Below are 14,932 nucleotides of genomic sequence, written 5' to 3' on the forward strand. Positions count from 1 at the left end.
CCGCAGCCCGGTGAGGGCACACCTCAGTCGTCAGGCGTACGAAGGGAGACCGGACGTGAGTGCTTCGCAGTCCGCCGTCGCCGCCGCTCTTCTCGACCGGCACGGCACCACCTACGCGAAGGAGGCGGGGATCACGCTCAAGGACACCCCGCAGCCGCTCTACCAGCTGCTCGTCCTGAGTTCCCTGCTCAGCGCACGCATCCAGGCACCGATCGCGGTGTCCGCCGCGCAGGCCCTCTTCCACGACGGGATGCGCAGCCCGCGCGCCATGGCCGACGCGACCTGGCAGCAGCGGGTCGACGCACTCGGCGAGGGCGGCTACCGACGGTACGACGAGCGGACCGCCACCCAGCTCGGCGAGGGCGCCGAACGGCTGCTGGTCGAGCACGGCGGCGATCTGCGCCGGGTGCGCCGGGACGCGGACGGCGACGAGCAGGCGCTGGTCTCGGGGCTGCGCGAGACCCCGGGCCTGGGCCCGGCGGGCGCGGACATCTTCCTGCGCGAGGCCCAGGCCGTCTGGCCCGAGCTGGCCCCCCGCTTCGACGCCAAGGCCCTCAAGGGCGCCGAACGCCTCGGCCTGCCGAAGGAGTCGAAGCGCCTCGCGCGGCTCGCCGGGGAGGCGGGTCCCGCCGTGCTCGCCGCGGCGCTCGTCCGGGCCGCGCTGGAGAAGAAGGTCGCGGACGACGTACTGGAGCACGCGGGCTGAGGGAAGCGGCACGCCCCGGCACCGCGTCCGGGGAGGCGGGGCGTCTCGCAGAGACGGGCCACCGCGCGCGTCCGCGCACGCGCCCGGCCGCGCGACGAGCCAGGCCCTGCCCGCCTCAGCGTCTAGGTGATGCTGTCTCGCACCGCCTCGTGCGGCTGCTGCGTGCCTGCCCGCGCACTGCGGCTCGGCGGGCACGGCTTCTCCCCCGGAAGCCATGACCGAAACGTCGCCGGGTGCTTCGTGGCCGCCCCTCACCGGCCGGTGAGCGGCAACGGCTGCCGTCCGGCCGAGGTGAGGCGGGGGCATCGCACCCGCCGCCTCCGGTCGCGCTCCCCCGGTACGTGACGCGGGACGACCCCGCCGCCGGGCACGCGCCGGCGCCGGGCGCCCCACGGGGTGCGGGGCTCCCGGCGCCGGTCAGGTCAGGTCAGGTCAGGTCAGGTCAGTAGTAGCGCTGGAGGTGGTACGTGAAGGTACCGGCCTTCTGGCAGCGGAGCACCCACGGGGTGGAGAGCTCCAGCGACGTCTTCTCGCCCTGGCAGGTGAAGGAGGTGCGGTAGGTCGCGAGGGTCCGCCAGGAGGCGGCGGCCCCGATGTCGCCCGCGGTCGCCGAAGCGGCGGTGGGCGCGGGTGAGGCGGCCTGGGCGGTGGCCGGTACCGCGAGGGCGGCGACGGAGAGAGCCGCCACGGCTGCACCGGCGAACCTCCGGTGGAACGTTCCCTGTCTGCGCATGCGTGCTTTTCCCCCAACGTGGTCGGCCTGCGTGAACGGGTGGTCCACGGCCAACCTAAACGGCCCGCCGGGAGGCGGACAATCGGGGCTCGCACCGATTGACCCGCCGGGCGGCGGGCGTTACGGACGGCCCGTCAGGTGGCCGGTCTCGGACGGGCGTCAGGCCGCCACGACCACCTCGGACCGGACCGCGCCGGCCCACTCCACGAGCAACCGCTCGTACGCCGCGCGCTCGGTGGCGGTGAGGCCGCGGCGGCGCATGAGGAGGGCGCGGATCTCGGCGTTCACCACGGCGGCGGGGCGGGGCGCGGCATCCGTACGGGTGTTCATGGGGCCGACCGTACTCCCGGGGTCCGACAACGAACGCCGCTCACTTTGCATGGGGATGGCGGGCCTGCTGGCGCAGCTCCTTCTCCACGGTGTGGCGGTCGAGCCCGGCGGCGGCGGCGAAGTCGCGGACGGCGACGTCGACCTCGGCCGCCGCGTTGAAGTAAACGCGCCGCTGCGCGTCCCGCTCCTCCTCGTCGAGGTGTTCGAGCCGGCGGCCCTCGTCGTCGGCGGAGCGCTGAAGTCTGATCAGGTAGTCGGGGAGTTCCACGCGAGGGATCGTACGGCGGCCGGACCGCCGGGGGCGGGAGGCTGGGGCGCGTGCCCCGTGGCGGGCGCCGCCGGACGGATGCCTCATCCCGAGGAGCGGGTACGGCCGTACGGCGGTTCTGCCCGGCCGGGCAGCGTGCCGCCGCGTCCGCTCAGGAGGACGCCCGCACCACCAGCTCCGTGTCCAGCACCACCTGGCGCCGCCCCCGCAGCCGGGGCGCCCCCGGCCTCCCCTCGGCGATCTCGGCGAGGAGGGCCTCGGTCATGGCGCGGCCCATCGCGGCGGTGGGCTGGCGGACGGAGGTGAGCGGGGGGTCCATCAGACGGGCGACGGCCGAGTCGTCGAAGCCGACCAGGGCGATGTCCTCGGGGATGCGGCGCCCTGCCTCGCGGAGCACCTGGAGGGCGCCGGCGGCCATCACGTCGGAGCAGGCGAAGACCGCGTCGAGGCCGGGGTGCCGGTCGAGAAGGAGGCGCATGGCCTGGCGGCCGCCCTCCTCGGTGAAGTCCCCGGCGGCGACGAGGCTCTCGTCCAGCCGGTACCCGGCGTCGGTGAGCGCCGAGCGGTAGCCGTCGAGGCGGCGCTGGGCGCCGTAGACGTCGAGGCGGCCGCTGATGGTGGCGATGGCGGTGCGGCCCCGGTCGAGGAGATGGGTGACGGCGGCGCGGGCGCCGGAGTAGTTGTCGGTGTCGACCGAGGCCAGCGGCTCGTCCTCGCTGCGGCGGCCGCTGATGACGGCGGGGATCTCCAGCTGGGAGAGGAGGTCGGGGAGCGGGTCGTCGGCGTGGACGGAGACCAGCAGGACGCCGTCGACGCGGTGGGCGGCGAGGTACTGGGCGAGGCGTCTGCGCTCGCGGGCGCCGTCGGCGAAGGTCAGCAGGAGCTGGAGGTCGGTCGGGCCGAGGGCGGCGCCGATGCCGCCGAGGATGTCGGAGAAGTACGGCTCGGTGAAGAAGCGGGTCTCCGGTTCGGGCACGACCAGGGCGATGGCATCGGTGCGGTTGGCGGCCAGCGCGCGGGCGGCGGTGTTGGGCACGTACCCCAGTTCGGCGACGGCGGCCTCGACGGCGGCGCGGGTCGTCTCGCTGACGCGGGGGGAGCCGTTGATGACGCGGGAGACCGTGCCGCGGCCGACCCCGGCGCGGGCGGCGACCTCTTCGAGGGTGGGGCGGCCCCCGCTGCGCCCGTTGCTCCGACCAGCCCTCATCCGTTGCCTCCCAGTAGTGGGCACGCGCCCGTGTCGTACCCCAGGATCGGAGGAGACCGTAACAGCCCGATAACCGACCGGACCTGTGGGCGTCCGGTGTCTTGACACTCCTGCCCGCAGCCGCGACTCTTCACGACATCACGGGTGGGAGCGCTCCCACCCTAGCTGCCACTCCAACACCCGTACATTCCCTGGTTCGACCCGGACGAGCCGACTTCAGCCGCACGCACAGCGGTTGACGGACCGGGACCGGACCGGCGTCAGGAGGAGACCATGCGTACGAGAACCCGTACGGCCCGCAAGGCGGTGGTCCTGGCGGCCGTCGCCGCCCTGGGGACCAGCCTGCTCGCGGGCTGCGCGTCGGACGACGAGCCGGAGGCGGCCGGGAGCGCCGCCGGGTCGGACAAGGGGAAGACCACGCTCACGGTCGGGGTCTTCGGTGCGTTCGGCCTCAAGGAGGCCGGGCTCTACGACCAGTACATGAAGGAGAACAAGGACGTCGTCATCAAGCAGACGTCCATCGAGCGGAACGAGAACTACTACCCGCAGCTCCTCACCCACCTCGGCACCGGCAGCGGCCTCGCCGACATCCAGGCCGTCGAGGCCAACAACATCGCCGAGATCGTGCAGACCCAGGGCGACAAGCTGGAGGACCTCTCCAAGGCGCCCGGCGCCGACAAGAGCGCCTTCCTGGAGTGGAAGTGGGAGCAGGGCACCACCGAGGCGGGCAAGACGGTGGCGCTCGGCACGGACACCGGGCCGCAGGGCATCTGCTACCGCAAGGACCTCTTCGAGAAGGCCGGCCTGCCGACCGACCGCGAGGAGGTCGGCAAGTTGTGGGCGGGTGACTGGGACAAGTACCTGGAGGCCGGCAAGGAGTTCCAGAAGAAGGCCCCCAAGGGCGCCAAGTTCGTCGACGGCTCGCCCGGTGTGATGGCGGCGGTGACCGGCAGCGCCGAGACCCGCTTCTACGACGACAAGGGCGAGGTCGTCTACAAGACCAGCCCGGCGGTGAAGGATGCCTGGGATCTGGCGGCCGAGTTCGCCTCCGAGGGGCTGACGGCCAAGCTCCAGCAGTTCACGCCCGGTTGGGACCAGGGCTTCTCCAACGGCACCTTCGCCACGGTCTCCTGCCCGGCGTGGATGCTCGGCTACATCCAGGACAAGGGCGGTGAGAAGGGCGCCGACAAGTGGGACGTCGCCCAGGCGCCGAAGCCCAGCAACTGGGGCGGCTCCTTCCTGACGGTCCCCTCGGCCGGCAAGAACAAGGAGGAGGCGGCGAAGCTCGCGGCGTGGCTGACCGCGCCGAAGCAGCAGGCGAAGCTCTTCGCGGAGCGCGGCTCCTTCCCGAGCGCGCAGGCCGCCTTCGACCTGCCGGAGATCGCCGACGCCAAGCACGAGTACTTCGACGACGCGCCGATCGGCAAGATCTTCGCCCAGGCCGCCGAGGGCGCCCCGGTGCAGATCCTCGGCCCGAAGGACCTGGTCATCGCGCAGAACCTGGCCGACGTGGGGATGCTCCAGGTCGACCAGAAGGGCAAGTCCTCCGAGGAGGGCTGGAAGGCCGCGGTCAAGGCGATCGACAACGCACTGGACCAGTGACCCACGATGGCGAGTGAATTCTCAGCGGCCGCGCCCTCCCCGGTGGAGGGCGCGGCGGCCCCCGCGAGCGGGGTCGCGGTGACCGGACCGCCGCCCAAGGATCCGGGCGGGGCCCCGGGGAAGGACCCGGCCGACGAGCGGCGGCGCGAGCGGCGCTCCCGCTGGTACCGGCGGGACGTGAAGTGGAGTCCGTACGCGTTCGTCGCGCCGTTCTTCCTCTTCTTCGCGGCGTTCGGGCTCTTCCCGCTGCTCTACACCGGGTGGGCCTCGCTCCACCGGGTGGAGCTGACGGCGCCCAACGACATGGAGTGGATCGGGCTGCGCAACTACACGCGCCTGCTCGACGACGAGTTCTTCTGGAACGCCCTCCAGAACACCTTCACCATCGGCATCCTCTCGACGGTGCCGCAGCTGCTGATGGCGCTGGGCATCGCGCACCTGCTCAACTACCGGCTGCGCGGCTCGATGTTCTTCCGGGTGGCGGCGCTCACCCCGTACGCCACCTCGGTGGCGGCGGCGACGCTGGTCTTCGTCATGCTCTTCGGGCGCGACTACGGGATGATCAACTGGTTCCTGTCGCTGGCCGGCTTCGAGCACATCGACTGGCAGAACGGCACCTTCACCTCGCAGTTGGCCGTCTCCTCCATCGTCGTCTGGCGATGGACCGGCTACAACGCGCTGATCTACCTGGCCGCGATGCAGTCCATCCCCTCCGACCTGTACGAGTCGGCGGCGCTGGACGGCGCCTCACGCTGGCAGCAGTTCGTCCACGTGACGCTGCCGTCGCTCCGGCCGACCATCCTGTTCACCGTGGTCGTCTCGACCATCGGGGCCATCCAGCTCTTCGGCGAGCCGCTGCTGTTCAACGGCGGCGGCGGGGCCACCGGCGGCGCCGAGCACCAGTTCCAGACACTCGGCCTCTACCTGTACGAGCAGGGCTGGACCAACCTGCACCTGGGCCGGGCGTCCGCCATCGCCTGGGCCATGTTCCTGCTGCTGATCGTGATCGGGCTGGTCTCTCTCGCGGTCACCCGGTGGCTGCGCCGAGGCGAGGGGAAAGCATGAGCATCGCACCATCGCCCGCCCGCGAGGAGTCCGCTCCCCGCTCCCCCGCCGCACCACCCGCGAAGCCGGGTGGCCGCACGCGCCGCAGCAAGGCCGGGCGCCAGCTGCACGGCGGCCGCATCACCTACGCCGTGCTGGCCCTGGTGACCGTGGTCTCGCTCTTCCCGCTGGTCTGGACGGCGATCGCGGCCTCGCGGAACAACACGCGGCTGGCCGAGACGCCGCCGCCGTTCTGGTTCGGCGGGAACCTCTTCAAGAACCTGGAGATCGCCTGGACCGACGCCAACATGGGGTCGGCCCTGCTGAACACCCTCATCGTGGCCGGCACGGTCTCGGTGGGCACGGTGCTCTTCTCCACGCTGGCCGGGTTCGCCTTCGCCAAGCTGCGGTTCCGCTTCAAGAACGCGCTGCTGCTGCTGGTGATCGGCACGATGATGGTGCCGCCGCAGCTCAGCGTCGTACCGCTGTACATGATGGTGGCCAAGCTCTCCTGGTCCGACCAGCTCCAGGCGGTCATCCTGCCGACCCTGGTCACCGCCTTCGGTGTCTTCTTCATGCGGCAGTACCTGCTCCAGGCGCTGCCCACCGAGATCATCGAGGCGGCCCGGGTGGACGGCGCCAACAGCCTCCGCGTCCTGTGGCACGTGGTCTTCCCGGCGGCCCGGCCCGCGATGGCGGTGCTCGGGATGCTGACCTTCGTGCAGTCCTGGAACGACTTCTTCTGGCCGATCATCGCGCTGACCCAGAACGGCAGCCCCACCGTGCAGGTGGCCCTCACCGGTCTGGGCCGGGGGTACATCCCCGACCAGTCGGTGATCATGGCCGGCGCGCTGCTGGGCACGCTGCCGCTGCTGATCGTCTTCGTGGTCTTCGGCAAGCAGATCGTCGGCGGCATCATGCAGGGCGCGGTGAAGGGCTGAGCAGCCCCGAGGGGAGTCCGCGCAGAACCGCGCGCACACCCCGGGCGGCGGGCCGACCACCCGCCGCCCGCCACCCCGCCCCTTCCCTCACAAGCGAGAACGGGAGTACGTCTTGACCTCAGTCCCCACCGCCGACACCTCCGCAGCGCCCACCTCGGGGGAGGTGCCCGAGGAGGCGGCCGCCCTGGCCCGGCAGGGCAGATTCCCCACCGGCTTCCTCTGGGGTGCGGCGACCGCCTCGTACCAGATCGAGGGGGCGGTGGCCGAGGACGGCCGGACCCCGTCGATCTGGGACACCTTCAGCCACACCCCGGGCAAGACGGAGAACGGCGACACCGGTGACGTCGCCGTCGACCACTACCACCGCAGCGCCGAGGACGTGGCGCTGCTGGCCGGGCTCGGCCTCAACACCTACCGCTTCTCCGTCTCCTGGCCGCGGGTGCAGCCGACCGGGCGCGGGCCCGCCGAGCGGCGCGGCCTGGACTTCTACCGGCGGCTCGTCGACGACCTGCAGGCACGCGGTGTGCGGCCGATGGTGACGCTGTACCACTGGGACCTGCCGCAGGAGCTGGAGGACGCCGGAGGCTGGCCGGAGCGGGACACCGCCCACCGGTTCGCCGAGTACGCGGCGCTCGTCGGCGAGGCGCTGGGCGGGCAGGTCGACCTGTTCACCACACTCAACGAGCCGTGGTGCAGCGCCTTCCTCGGCTACGGCTCCGGGGTCCACGCCCCCGGCCGCACCGACCCGGTGGACGCGCTGCGCGCCGCCCACCACCTCAACCTGGCGCACGGCCTCGGCGCGCAGGCGCTGCGGGCCTCGGTGCCTGCCGGGCGCACCCCGAAGATCGCGGTGAGCCTCAACCCGAGCGCGGTGCGGGCCCGTACGGCCGCGCCCGAGGACGAGGACGCCCGCCGCCGCATCGACGCGCTGGCCAACCGGGTCTTCACCGGGCCGATGCTGCACGGCGCGTACCCGGAAGACCTGTTCGCGGACACGGCGCGGCTCACCGACTGGTCGTTCGTCCAGGAGGGCGACGCCCGGACGGCGGCGCAGCCGCTGGACCTGCTGGGCATCAACTACTACGCCCCGGCGACCGTCTCCGGCGGCCGGGTGGACGGTCCGCGCGACGACGGCCACGGAGCGAGCGCCCACTCGCCGTGGCCGGGCGCGGACGACGTGACCTTCCACCAGTCGCCGGGTGAGCGCACCGACATGGGCTGGGGCGTGGACCCGACCGGCCTGTACGACCTGCTGCTGAAGTACTCGGCCGAGGCGCCGGGCGTGCCGCTGCTGGTCACCGAGAACGGTGCGGCCTATCCGGACGCGCCGGACGCCGGGGGCCGCTTCCACGACCCGGACCGCATCCGCTACCTGCACGGCCACCTGTCGGCGGTGCTCGACGCGATCCGCGACGGCGCCGACGTGCGGGGCTACTACCTCTGGTCGCTGCTGGACAACTTCGAGTGGTCCTACGGCTACGGCAAGCGGTTCGGCGCGGTCCACGTCGACTACGACACGCAGGTGCGCACACCGAGGTCGAGTGCCCACTGGTACGCGCGGGCGGTGCGCGACGGGGTGCTGCCTCCGGCCGACTTCACGCCGGGGCCTGACGCGGGCTGACCCCTCCGGGGCCGGGGCGGGTGGCGGCGCGGGTTCTGACCCCGTGCCGCCGCCCGCCCCTCGCGCGTGCGATCCGGGAGTGGGAAGGGTCGTGCCCCGGCCGGGGTGGGGGGATGGTGCCCGGCCGGGGCACGTTCTTTCCTGTGGGGGGAGTCGTGCTCCGGATCCCGTGGGGTACCGCCCGCTTACCCCGGGTGAGCGCCGGGATTCCTGAGCGGGCGGAACTTTTTCGCCCGGGCTTCGCGAGGGGGCGCGCAGACCGGGCTGATCCGGAGGTGTGGCTGGTCGACGGGTGTGGTGGTTGTCCGGGGCGTCGGCGGTGGGGCGCCGACGAGGAAGACGTTAGCCGCAACGCACCTCGCGAAAGGGGCGGATCGGGCAGGCGGGCCGGTTCTTAAGGCTCCCTTGAGGCAGCGCTGGGACACCGTTAAGGGGAATGGGGAACTCCGCGCGGGGCCCCGGCGGGACGGCGGCCACGCGGCCCGGACGCCCGGCCTACGGTTTACGGAACCGCGCCGCCCGCCCCTTCCGCTGCCCGTGCCGCCTGCCCCGGTGGTCCAGTGCCGGGCCCTCCCCGGTGTGCCGGAGCTGGATCCAGAGCCGGACCTCGGTGCCGCCCAGCACGGAGCGGCCGATGCGGACGTCCCCGCCGGTCGACTCGGCGAGGCGGCGCACGATGTCCAGGCCGAGGCCGGTCGAGCCGACGGCGGCCGGGGCCTGTCCGGCGCCGCCCCGGCCGCGCGCCAGCGCCGCCTCGGGGTCGGGGATGCCGGGGCCCGCGTCGGAGACCAGCACGATCACCGAGTGCGCGCCCTGCCCGCCGTCGTGCAGGTCGACCGCGAAGGGGGTGCCCTCCGGGGTGTGCCGGAAGACGTTGCCGAGCAGCGCGTCCAGCGCGGCCACCAGGTCGCCCCGGGCCACGGGGATGCGTACCGGCCTCTCCACGCCCGCGACCCGGGCGGTCCGGCCCTCGTCCTCGGCCAGCGCCGACCAGAACTCCATCCGCTCCCGGATCACCTCGGCCGCGTCGCACCCGGCCCCGGAACCGTCCGGCTGGGTACGGGGCTTCTGCTCGCGGGCGGTGCGGATGATGGCGTCCACCTCGCACTCCAGCTGCTCGACCGCGGCCCGGGTCTGCTCGGCGGCGGGCCCCTCGCCGAGCGAGGCGGCGTTGAGGCGGAGCACGGTGAGCGGGGTGCGCAGGCGGTGCGAGAGGTCGGCGGCCAGCTCCCGTTCGTTGGCGAGGAGTTCCACCACCTGGTCGGCCATGGAGTTGAACGCCACCGCCGCCTGCCGCAGTTCGGCCGGGCCCTCCTCGGGGACGCGTACGCCGAGTGACCCCTCGCCGAGCGCGTGCGCGGCCCCGGCCAGCCGCCGGGCGGGGCCCACCATCCGCACCCCGAGCCGGTCGGCGACCGCGACCGAGCCGATGACCAGGGCGACGGCGACCCCGGCCAGCATCAGCCAGGCGGCGGTGACGCCCCGGTCGGCCTCGGCCTCGGGGACGTAGACCTCGACGACCGCCGTCCGCGAGCCGCTCAGCGCCGTCGGCTGGAGGAGCAGTTGCCCCCCGGCGGTGGCGGTGGTGACGGCGCGGGCCAGCCGCCGGGTGGAGGCGAGGTCGCGGGCGGAGGCGCGGGCGGTGCCGACGGTCAGCGCGGGGCGGTCACCGTCGGCGGGGACGTGCACCGCCATGCGGCGCTCGGACCCGGCGGTGGTGAACTGCACCGCCCGCTCCAGCGCGGCGCGTTCGGTGGTGACCGAGAGGGTCGGGCCGAGCGCGGCGGCCTGGCGTTCGGCGTGCGAGACGGCACGGTCGCGGGCCGTCTCACGGACCACCAGGCCGAGCGGCACGGCGAACGCCATCACGACCATCGCGGTGACCGCCAGCGAGACCTTGACCAGCGCCCATCTCACGCCGGTGGCTCCAGCTTCACCCCGACCCCGCGCAAGGTGTGCAGGTAGCGGGGGGCGGCGGCGGTCTCACCGAGTTTGCGGCGGAGCCAGGAGAGGTGGACGTCGATGGTCTGGTCGTCGCCGTAACTCTGCTGCCAGACCTCGGCGAGGAGTTCCTTGCGGGGGACGACGACGCCGGGGCGCCCGGCCAGGTAGGCGAGCAGGTCGAACTCGCGGCGGGTCAGGTCGAGCGGGGTGGAGTCGAGTTCGGCCTGCCGGCGCAGCGGGTCGACGGCGAGCCCGCCGACCCTGAGGACCCGGTCGGGCGGGGCCACGGGGCCGGCGGCGCGGGAGCGGCGCAGCACGGCGGCGATCCGGGCGGAGAGGTGGGCGACCGAGAAGGGCTTGGTGAGGTAGTCGTCGGCGCCGTCGTTGAGGAGCCGGACGATCTCGTTCTCGTCGTCGCGGGCGGTGGCGACGATGACCGGGACGTCGGTGATCGAGCGGAGCATCTTCAGTGCCTCGGCGCCGTCGAGATCGGGCAGCCCCAGGTCGAGAACGACCACGTCGTACCGGAAGTGGGCGACCTCGCGCAGGGCTTCGAGCGCCGTGCCGACACTGCGTACGGTGTGGGACGCCTCGGTGAGGTGACGGATCAGCGCCGAGCGGACGAACTGGTCGTCCTCGACCACGAGCACATGGGGCATGGGCGGCACCGTACGCCATTCGGGGGACGCGGGACGCGTGGGCTTGACGAGGTGGGCGGGGCGACAACGAGGCAGCGGCTGCGGGAGGATGGCGCCCATGCGGAGAGGAGCGCTGCACGCCCTGGCGTGGACGGCGGCGACCGGGGCGGCGGTCGGGCTGTCCTGGTTCGGCGTGCACACCGTCCTCTCCGGCACCGTCTACGACCCCCCGCGCGCCCTCCCCCTCACCGAGGTCGCCCCCGAACCCCAGGCCGCCTCCACCCACCGCCCCAAGCCGACCCCCTCCCCCAGCCCGTCCCCCCACCGCACCCCGCCTTCCCCGACGCCGAAACCCCCGCCCTCCCCAGCCGCCCCGGCCCCCGAGCCCCCGCCCCCTTCCCCCGACCCCCCACCCACCGAACCACCGGCCGACCCCGCCACCGGCGTCAAGGGCTACACGGTCTCGGGCGGCCAGGCCGTCCTCGACATCGGCCCCGACTCCGCCGACTTCGTCTCGGCCACCCCCAACCCCGGCTGGACGATGCAGGTCTGGACCCGCGAGGAGAGCGGCGGCGCCTGGATCCGCGTGACCTTCACCCGGGGAGAGCGGAGTTCGTCGGTCTTCTGCTCCTGGAACGGCTATCCACCACGGGTGGACGTGGACGACCGCTGAAGCCAAGAAACCCCAAGCCCGACCGGCACTCGAGGCCACCCGGCGCCTGAGGACACTTGAGCCCGGCCGGCGTCTGAGGCCACCTGAGCCCGGCCGGCGCTTGAGGCCACTTCAGCCCGGCCGGCGCTTGAGGCCACTTCAGCCCGGCCGGCGATTGAGGCCACCTTCAGCCCGGCCGACCCTGGGCCACTCAGTCGAAGGCGTCCCCAGGCGGCGCCGGGGACGCCTTGGCCCCCGCGTCGGAGACGGCAACCGCACCCCCGGTGAAGTCCCGCAACCCCCGCCCGTGCTCGACCCGGCCGGGATGCGGATCCCCCGCCACCCGCCGGGTGAACTCCCCCACGGGCAACGGCTGCCCGGCAGCCACCAGCACCGCGTTCCCGAAGCGCTTGCCGCGCCACACCACCGGATCGGCGGCGAGGGCCAGTTCGGGGAAGACGGCGGAGGCGGTGGCGACCTGCCCGCGCAGATGGGCCAGGGGCGGCCCGTCGGCGAGGTTGGCCGTGTACCAGCCCTCGGGGCCGAGCACCCGGCGCACCTCCGTCAGGAACTCCGTACTGGTGAGGTGGGCCGGAGTACGCGCCCCGCTGAAGACGTCGGCGACGACGAGGTCCGCCCACCCGTCGGCGACCCGCCCGAGCACCTCACGCGCGTCCCCCTCCCGTACCTTGATCCGCGCCTGCGGGTCCACGGGCAGGACCCGCCGCACCAGCCTGACCAGGGCAGCGTCCTTCTCGACCACCTGCTGGGTGGAGCGCGGCCGCGTCGCCGCCGTGTACCGGGCGAGGGTCAGCGCACCCCCGCCGAGGTGCAGCACCCGCACGGGACGCCCCGCGGGCGCGACCAGGTCGATGAGGTGGCCGAGCCGCCGCTGGTAGGGGAAGGCGAGCCGAGTGGGGTCGGCGAGGTCGACGTGCGACTGGGGCGCCCCGTCGATCAGCAGCGACCAGGCCTCGGGCCGCTCGGTGTCGGGCCGCAGCTCGGCGCTGCCCCCGTCGACCGGCTCGATCACGGACTCCCGCCCGCCCCGGCGCCGCCCCTCACCCCGGTCGCGGTCCTTGCCCGCCCTGCCTCGTGCCATGCCCCCATTCTGCGGGGGCATGGCGAGGCGGGCGCGGGCGGGCCCCGTCGGGGGTCAGCGGCAGCGGTCGGCGGCCGCGATGAGGCGGGCCGCCTCGTCCAGGGCCGCCCGGAGCATCACCGGGTCGGTGACGGGCCCGCCGTCGCCGGGCGGCAGCAGCCAGCCGGAACCGGCCACCAGCGGGGCCGCACCCGGCCGGCGCGCGTGCCCCGCCGCCGTACACGCGCTGCCGGGCACGTCCCACCGGTCGGCGGTGCCGGGCGGCACCAGGAAGCCGAGGGTGTCGCAGCGGCCGACGAGCAGGACCGGGCCGACGGCCGGGTCGGCGCCCCGGCGGAGGATGTCGACCGCCTCCAGCCCCTGGCGGGCGGGGACGGTGACCAGGTCGCAGGGTTGACGGTCGTCGGCCTGGCCGCCCGCCGCGGGCGTCCAGGGGTCTTGGGTGTCCGTACCGGCGTCCAACAAGGAAATCCCTCCTCGCGGAGAGCAGCCACTTCGCTCCCCTCCGCAAGACCCAACGCGACGGAGCGTCAACGGCTACGGCAGCGGATGGCCGCAAAGGATGGCACTTCATGGCAGATCGCGGGAGAGATATCCCTTTTGTAGTCAAACCCTGTGTGCTGGGCCGGTTACAGAAGGTACGTTGCTGCTCCGTCGGAACACGGTCCGCAGCCGGCGGTCACCGTTCCGGCGTGTTCCGCAGGAGAGGGGTCGGCCATGACGTCGTCACCGGTGGCATCCTCCGCCCAGCCCCCGAAGCCCAACACGGTCTTCAGGGAACTGCGCGGACAGCTCTCACCGGCCGAGTTCGCCGCCGCGGTCCGCAGGGCGGGCCGCGAGATCGGCGAGCGCGTGAGCTGCGACGCCCGTTACGTGGGCCGGGTCGAGGCAGGCGAGATCCGCTGCCCCAACTACGCCTACGAGCGGGTGTTCCGGCACATGTTCCCCGGCCGGGACCTCACCGCGCTCGGCTTCACCCCGCGCCAGGCCGTACGGGGCAGAGCCGCCTCGCGCGGCGCGCACCCTCCTTGGGACACCCCGTACGAGTACCCGAACCCCCCGGATCCCCTGGTCTCACCCCCGGGTTCCGGGAGACAGATGCGCGAGGAGAGCGACGTGCAACGGCGCGCGTTCATGACCGGTTCGACCGCCACCGTGGCGGCGGCCTCCCTGGGTGTGCTCGGCACCCTCACAGGCGACGAAGGCACCATCCCGCACCAACGCGTCGGAGAGGCCGAGGCGGGCGCCGTCGAGCACGCCGTACGCACGATCCGCGAGCTGGACGACCGGCACGGCGCCGACGGGCTGTACCGCAGGGCCGCCCGCCAGCTCCAGACCGCGTACGCCCTGCTCGACGCGGGCACCACCCGCCAGTCCACCGCCGACCGGCTGCACGCCGGCGCCGGTGAACTGGCCATCTCGGTGGGCTGGCTGGCCCACGACTCCGGCCGCCGGCAGGAGGCCCGCTCGCACTACGCCGAGGCCCTCGCCACCGCCCGGATGTCCGGTGACCCGGCGCTGGAGGCCCACGCCTTCTGCAACACCGCCTTCCTCGCCCGCGACACCGGCCGCCACCGCGAGGCGGTCCGCGCCGCCCAGGCCGCCCAGCGGGCCGCCGCCAGACTGGGCTCGCCCCAGCTGCTGGCGCTGCTGGCGCTGCGCGAGGCGGGCGGCTGGGCCGGACTCGGCGACCGGAGCGGCTGCACGGGTGCGATGGCCCGGGCCGGGGAGCTCTTCGGCCGGGGACAGTGCGACGCCGACCCGGAGTGGATGTCCTTCTTCGGCGAGCCCGAGCTGGAGATGCTCCAGGCGCAGTGCTGGGGGGCGCTCGGCGACCACGGCCGGGCCGCGGGCCACGCCGGACGCGCCGCCTCGCAGGCGGCGGTCAGGACCCCGCACCTGACGCGCAACATCGCCCTCTACACCTCCGAGCTGGCCTCCGGCCTGGCCCGCGCCGGGCGCCCGGACGAAGCCGCCGACGCCGGGGCCCGGGTCCTCGCCCTCCTCGACGAGGTGCAGTCCAGCCGGGTCCAGTCCCGGCTGGCGGCCACCGCCGACCTGCTCGGCCCGCACCGCCGCCACCGCCCGGTGGGGGCCTTCCTCGACCGCCACGAGGCGCTGGCGCGGGCGGTGTAAACGGGGCG

Annotated in this window: 15 protein-coding genes; 7 read left to right on the forward strand and 8 right to left on the reverse strand. The window is 73.9% G+C overall.

The features are described 5' to 3' along the window. Positions 1-55 precede the first annotated feature (55 nt). The gene (locus tag ACFWMZ_RS00085) at positions 56-706 is read left to right on the forward strand and encodes an endonuclease (protein ID WP_383177068.1); all 651 of its coding nucleotides are present in this window, start codon (positions 56-58) and stop codon (positions 704-706) included. Positions 707-1,148: 442 nt separating this feature from the next. Here ACFWMZ_RS00085 and ACFWMZ_RS00090 read toward each other — a convergent pair whose 3' ends face one another. The 4 genes from ACFWMZ_RS00090 to ACFWMZ_RS00105 form a co-directional block, all read right to left on the reverse strand. Next, on the reverse strand, positions 1,149-1,439 hold the full coding sequence (locus ACFWMZ_RS00090) for a hypothetical protein (protein WP_383198862.1): 291 nt from the start codon (positions 1,437-1,439) through the stop codon (positions 1,149-1,151). 159 nt (positions 1,440-1,598) lie between these two features. After that, positions 1,599-1,769, reverse strand: coding sequence for a hypothetical protein (locus ACFWMZ_RS00095; protein ID WP_383177062.1), 171 nt, complete (start codon positions 1,767-1,769; stop codon positions 1,599-1,601). A 40-nt stretch (positions 1,770-1,809) separates the two neighbouring features. Further along, positions 1,810-2,037, reverse strand: a complete 228-nt coding sequence (locus tag ACFWMZ_RS00100) for a hypothetical protein (protein WP_383177059.1) — start codon at positions 2,035-2,037, stop codon at positions 1,810-1,812. A 151-nt stretch (positions 2,038-2,188) separates the two neighbouring features. Next, positions 2,189-3,244: a LacI family DNA-binding transcriptional regulator gene (locus ACFWMZ_RS00105; protein WP_383177056.1), complete on the reverse strand. Its 1,056-nt coding sequence runs from the start codon at positions 3,242-3,244 to the stop codon at positions 2,189-2,191. Positions 3,245-3,517: 273 nt separating this feature from the next. Between ACFWMZ_RS00105 and ACFWMZ_RS00110 the strand changes: the two genes are divergently transcribed. The 4 genes from ACFWMZ_RS00110 (at position 3,518) to ACFWMZ_RS00125 (ending at position 8,452) form a co-directional block, all read left to right on the forward strand. Further along, positions 3,518-4,846 (forward strand): ABC transporter substrate-binding protein, encoded by a 1,329-nt coding sequence (locus ACFWMZ_RS00110; protein WP_383177053.1) that lies wholly within the window; start codon positions 3,518-3,520, stop codon positions 4,844-4,846. A 6-nt stretch (positions 4,847-4,852) separates the two neighbouring features. Then, positions 4,853-5,911 (forward strand): carbohydrate ABC transporter permease, encoded by a 1,059-nt coding sequence (locus ACFWMZ_RS00115; RefSeq protein WP_383177050.1) that lies wholly within the window; start codon positions 4,853-4,855, stop codon positions 5,909-5,911. Continuing rightward, on the forward strand, positions 5,908-6,831 hold the full coding sequence (locus ACFWMZ_RS00120) for a carbohydrate ABC transporter permease (protein WP_383177047.1): 924 nt from the start codon (positions 5,908-5,910) through the stop codon (positions 6,829-6,831). The genes ACFWMZ_RS00115 and ACFWMZ_RS00120 overlap by 4 nt, the downstream gene beginning before the upstream one ends. Positions 6,832-6,943: 112 nt before the next feature. Beyond that, positions 6,944-8,452 (forward strand): GH1 family beta-glucosidase, encoded by a 1,509-nt coding sequence (locus tag ACFWMZ_RS00125; RefSeq protein WP_383198864.1) that lies wholly within the window; start codon positions 6,944-6,946, stop codon positions 8,450-8,452. 495 nt (positions 8,453-8,947) lie between these two features. On the opposite strand, the gene ACFWMZ_RS00130 is transcribed toward ACFWMZ_RS00125, so the two are convergent. Together ACFWMZ_RS00130 and ACFWMZ_RS00135 are read right to left on the reverse strand one after the other, a co-directional pair. Further along, positions 8,948-10,369 (reverse strand): ATP-binding protein, encoded by a 1,422-nt coding sequence (locus ACFWMZ_RS00130; protein WP_383177041.1) that lies wholly within the window; start codon positions 10,367-10,369, stop codon positions 8,948-8,950. Continuing rightward, positions 10,366-11,055 carry a response regulator transcription factor gene (locus tag ACFWMZ_RS00135; RefSeq protein WP_383177038.1) on the reverse strand — a complete coding sequence of 230 codons (690 nt, stop codon included), beginning with the start codon at positions 11,053-11,055 and terminating at the stop codon, positions 10,366-10,368. The genes ACFWMZ_RS00130 and ACFWMZ_RS00135 overlap by 4 nt, the downstream gene beginning before the upstream one ends. A 97-nt stretch (positions 11,056-11,152) precedes the next feature. On the opposite strand from ACFWMZ_RS00135, the gene ACFWMZ_RS00140 reads away from it, so the two are divergent. Beyond that, positions 11,153-11,707, forward strand: coding sequence for a hypothetical protein (locus ACFWMZ_RS00140; protein WP_383177035.1), 555 nt, complete (start codon positions 11,153-11,155; stop codon positions 11,705-11,707). Between the two features lie 190 nt (positions 11,708-11,897). On the opposite strand, the gene ACFWMZ_RS00145 is transcribed toward ACFWMZ_RS00140, so the two are convergent. Together ACFWMZ_RS00145 and ACFWMZ_RS00150 are read right to left on the reverse strand one after the other, a co-directional pair. Then, complete coding sequence (locus tag ACFWMZ_RS00145; protein WP_383181875.1) at positions 11,898-12,788, reverse strand: spermidine synthase; 891 nt, start codon at positions 12,786-12,788, stop codon at positions 11,898-11,900. A 54-nt stretch (positions 12,789-12,842) separates the two neighbouring features. Next, positions 12,843-13,250: a hypothetical protein gene (locus tag ACFWMZ_RS00150; protein ID WP_383181877.1), complete on the reverse strand. Its 408-nt coding sequence runs from the start codon at positions 13,248-13,250 to the stop codon at positions 12,843-12,845. 255 nt (positions 13,251-13,505) lie between these two features. Between ACFWMZ_RS00150 and ACFWMZ_RS00155 the strand changes: the two genes are divergently transcribed. Further along, positions 13,506-14,924, forward strand: coding sequence for a hypothetical protein (locus ACFWMZ_RS00155; RefSeq protein WP_383181879.1), 1,419 nt, complete (start codon positions 13,506-13,508; stop codon positions 14,922-14,924). Positions 14,925-14,932 lie beyond the last annotated feature (8 nt).

Source organism: Streptomyces sp. NPDC058373 (assembly GCF_042723275.1).
GTDB lineage: Bacteria > Actinomycetota > Actinomycetes > Streptomycetales > Streptomycetaceae > Streptomyces.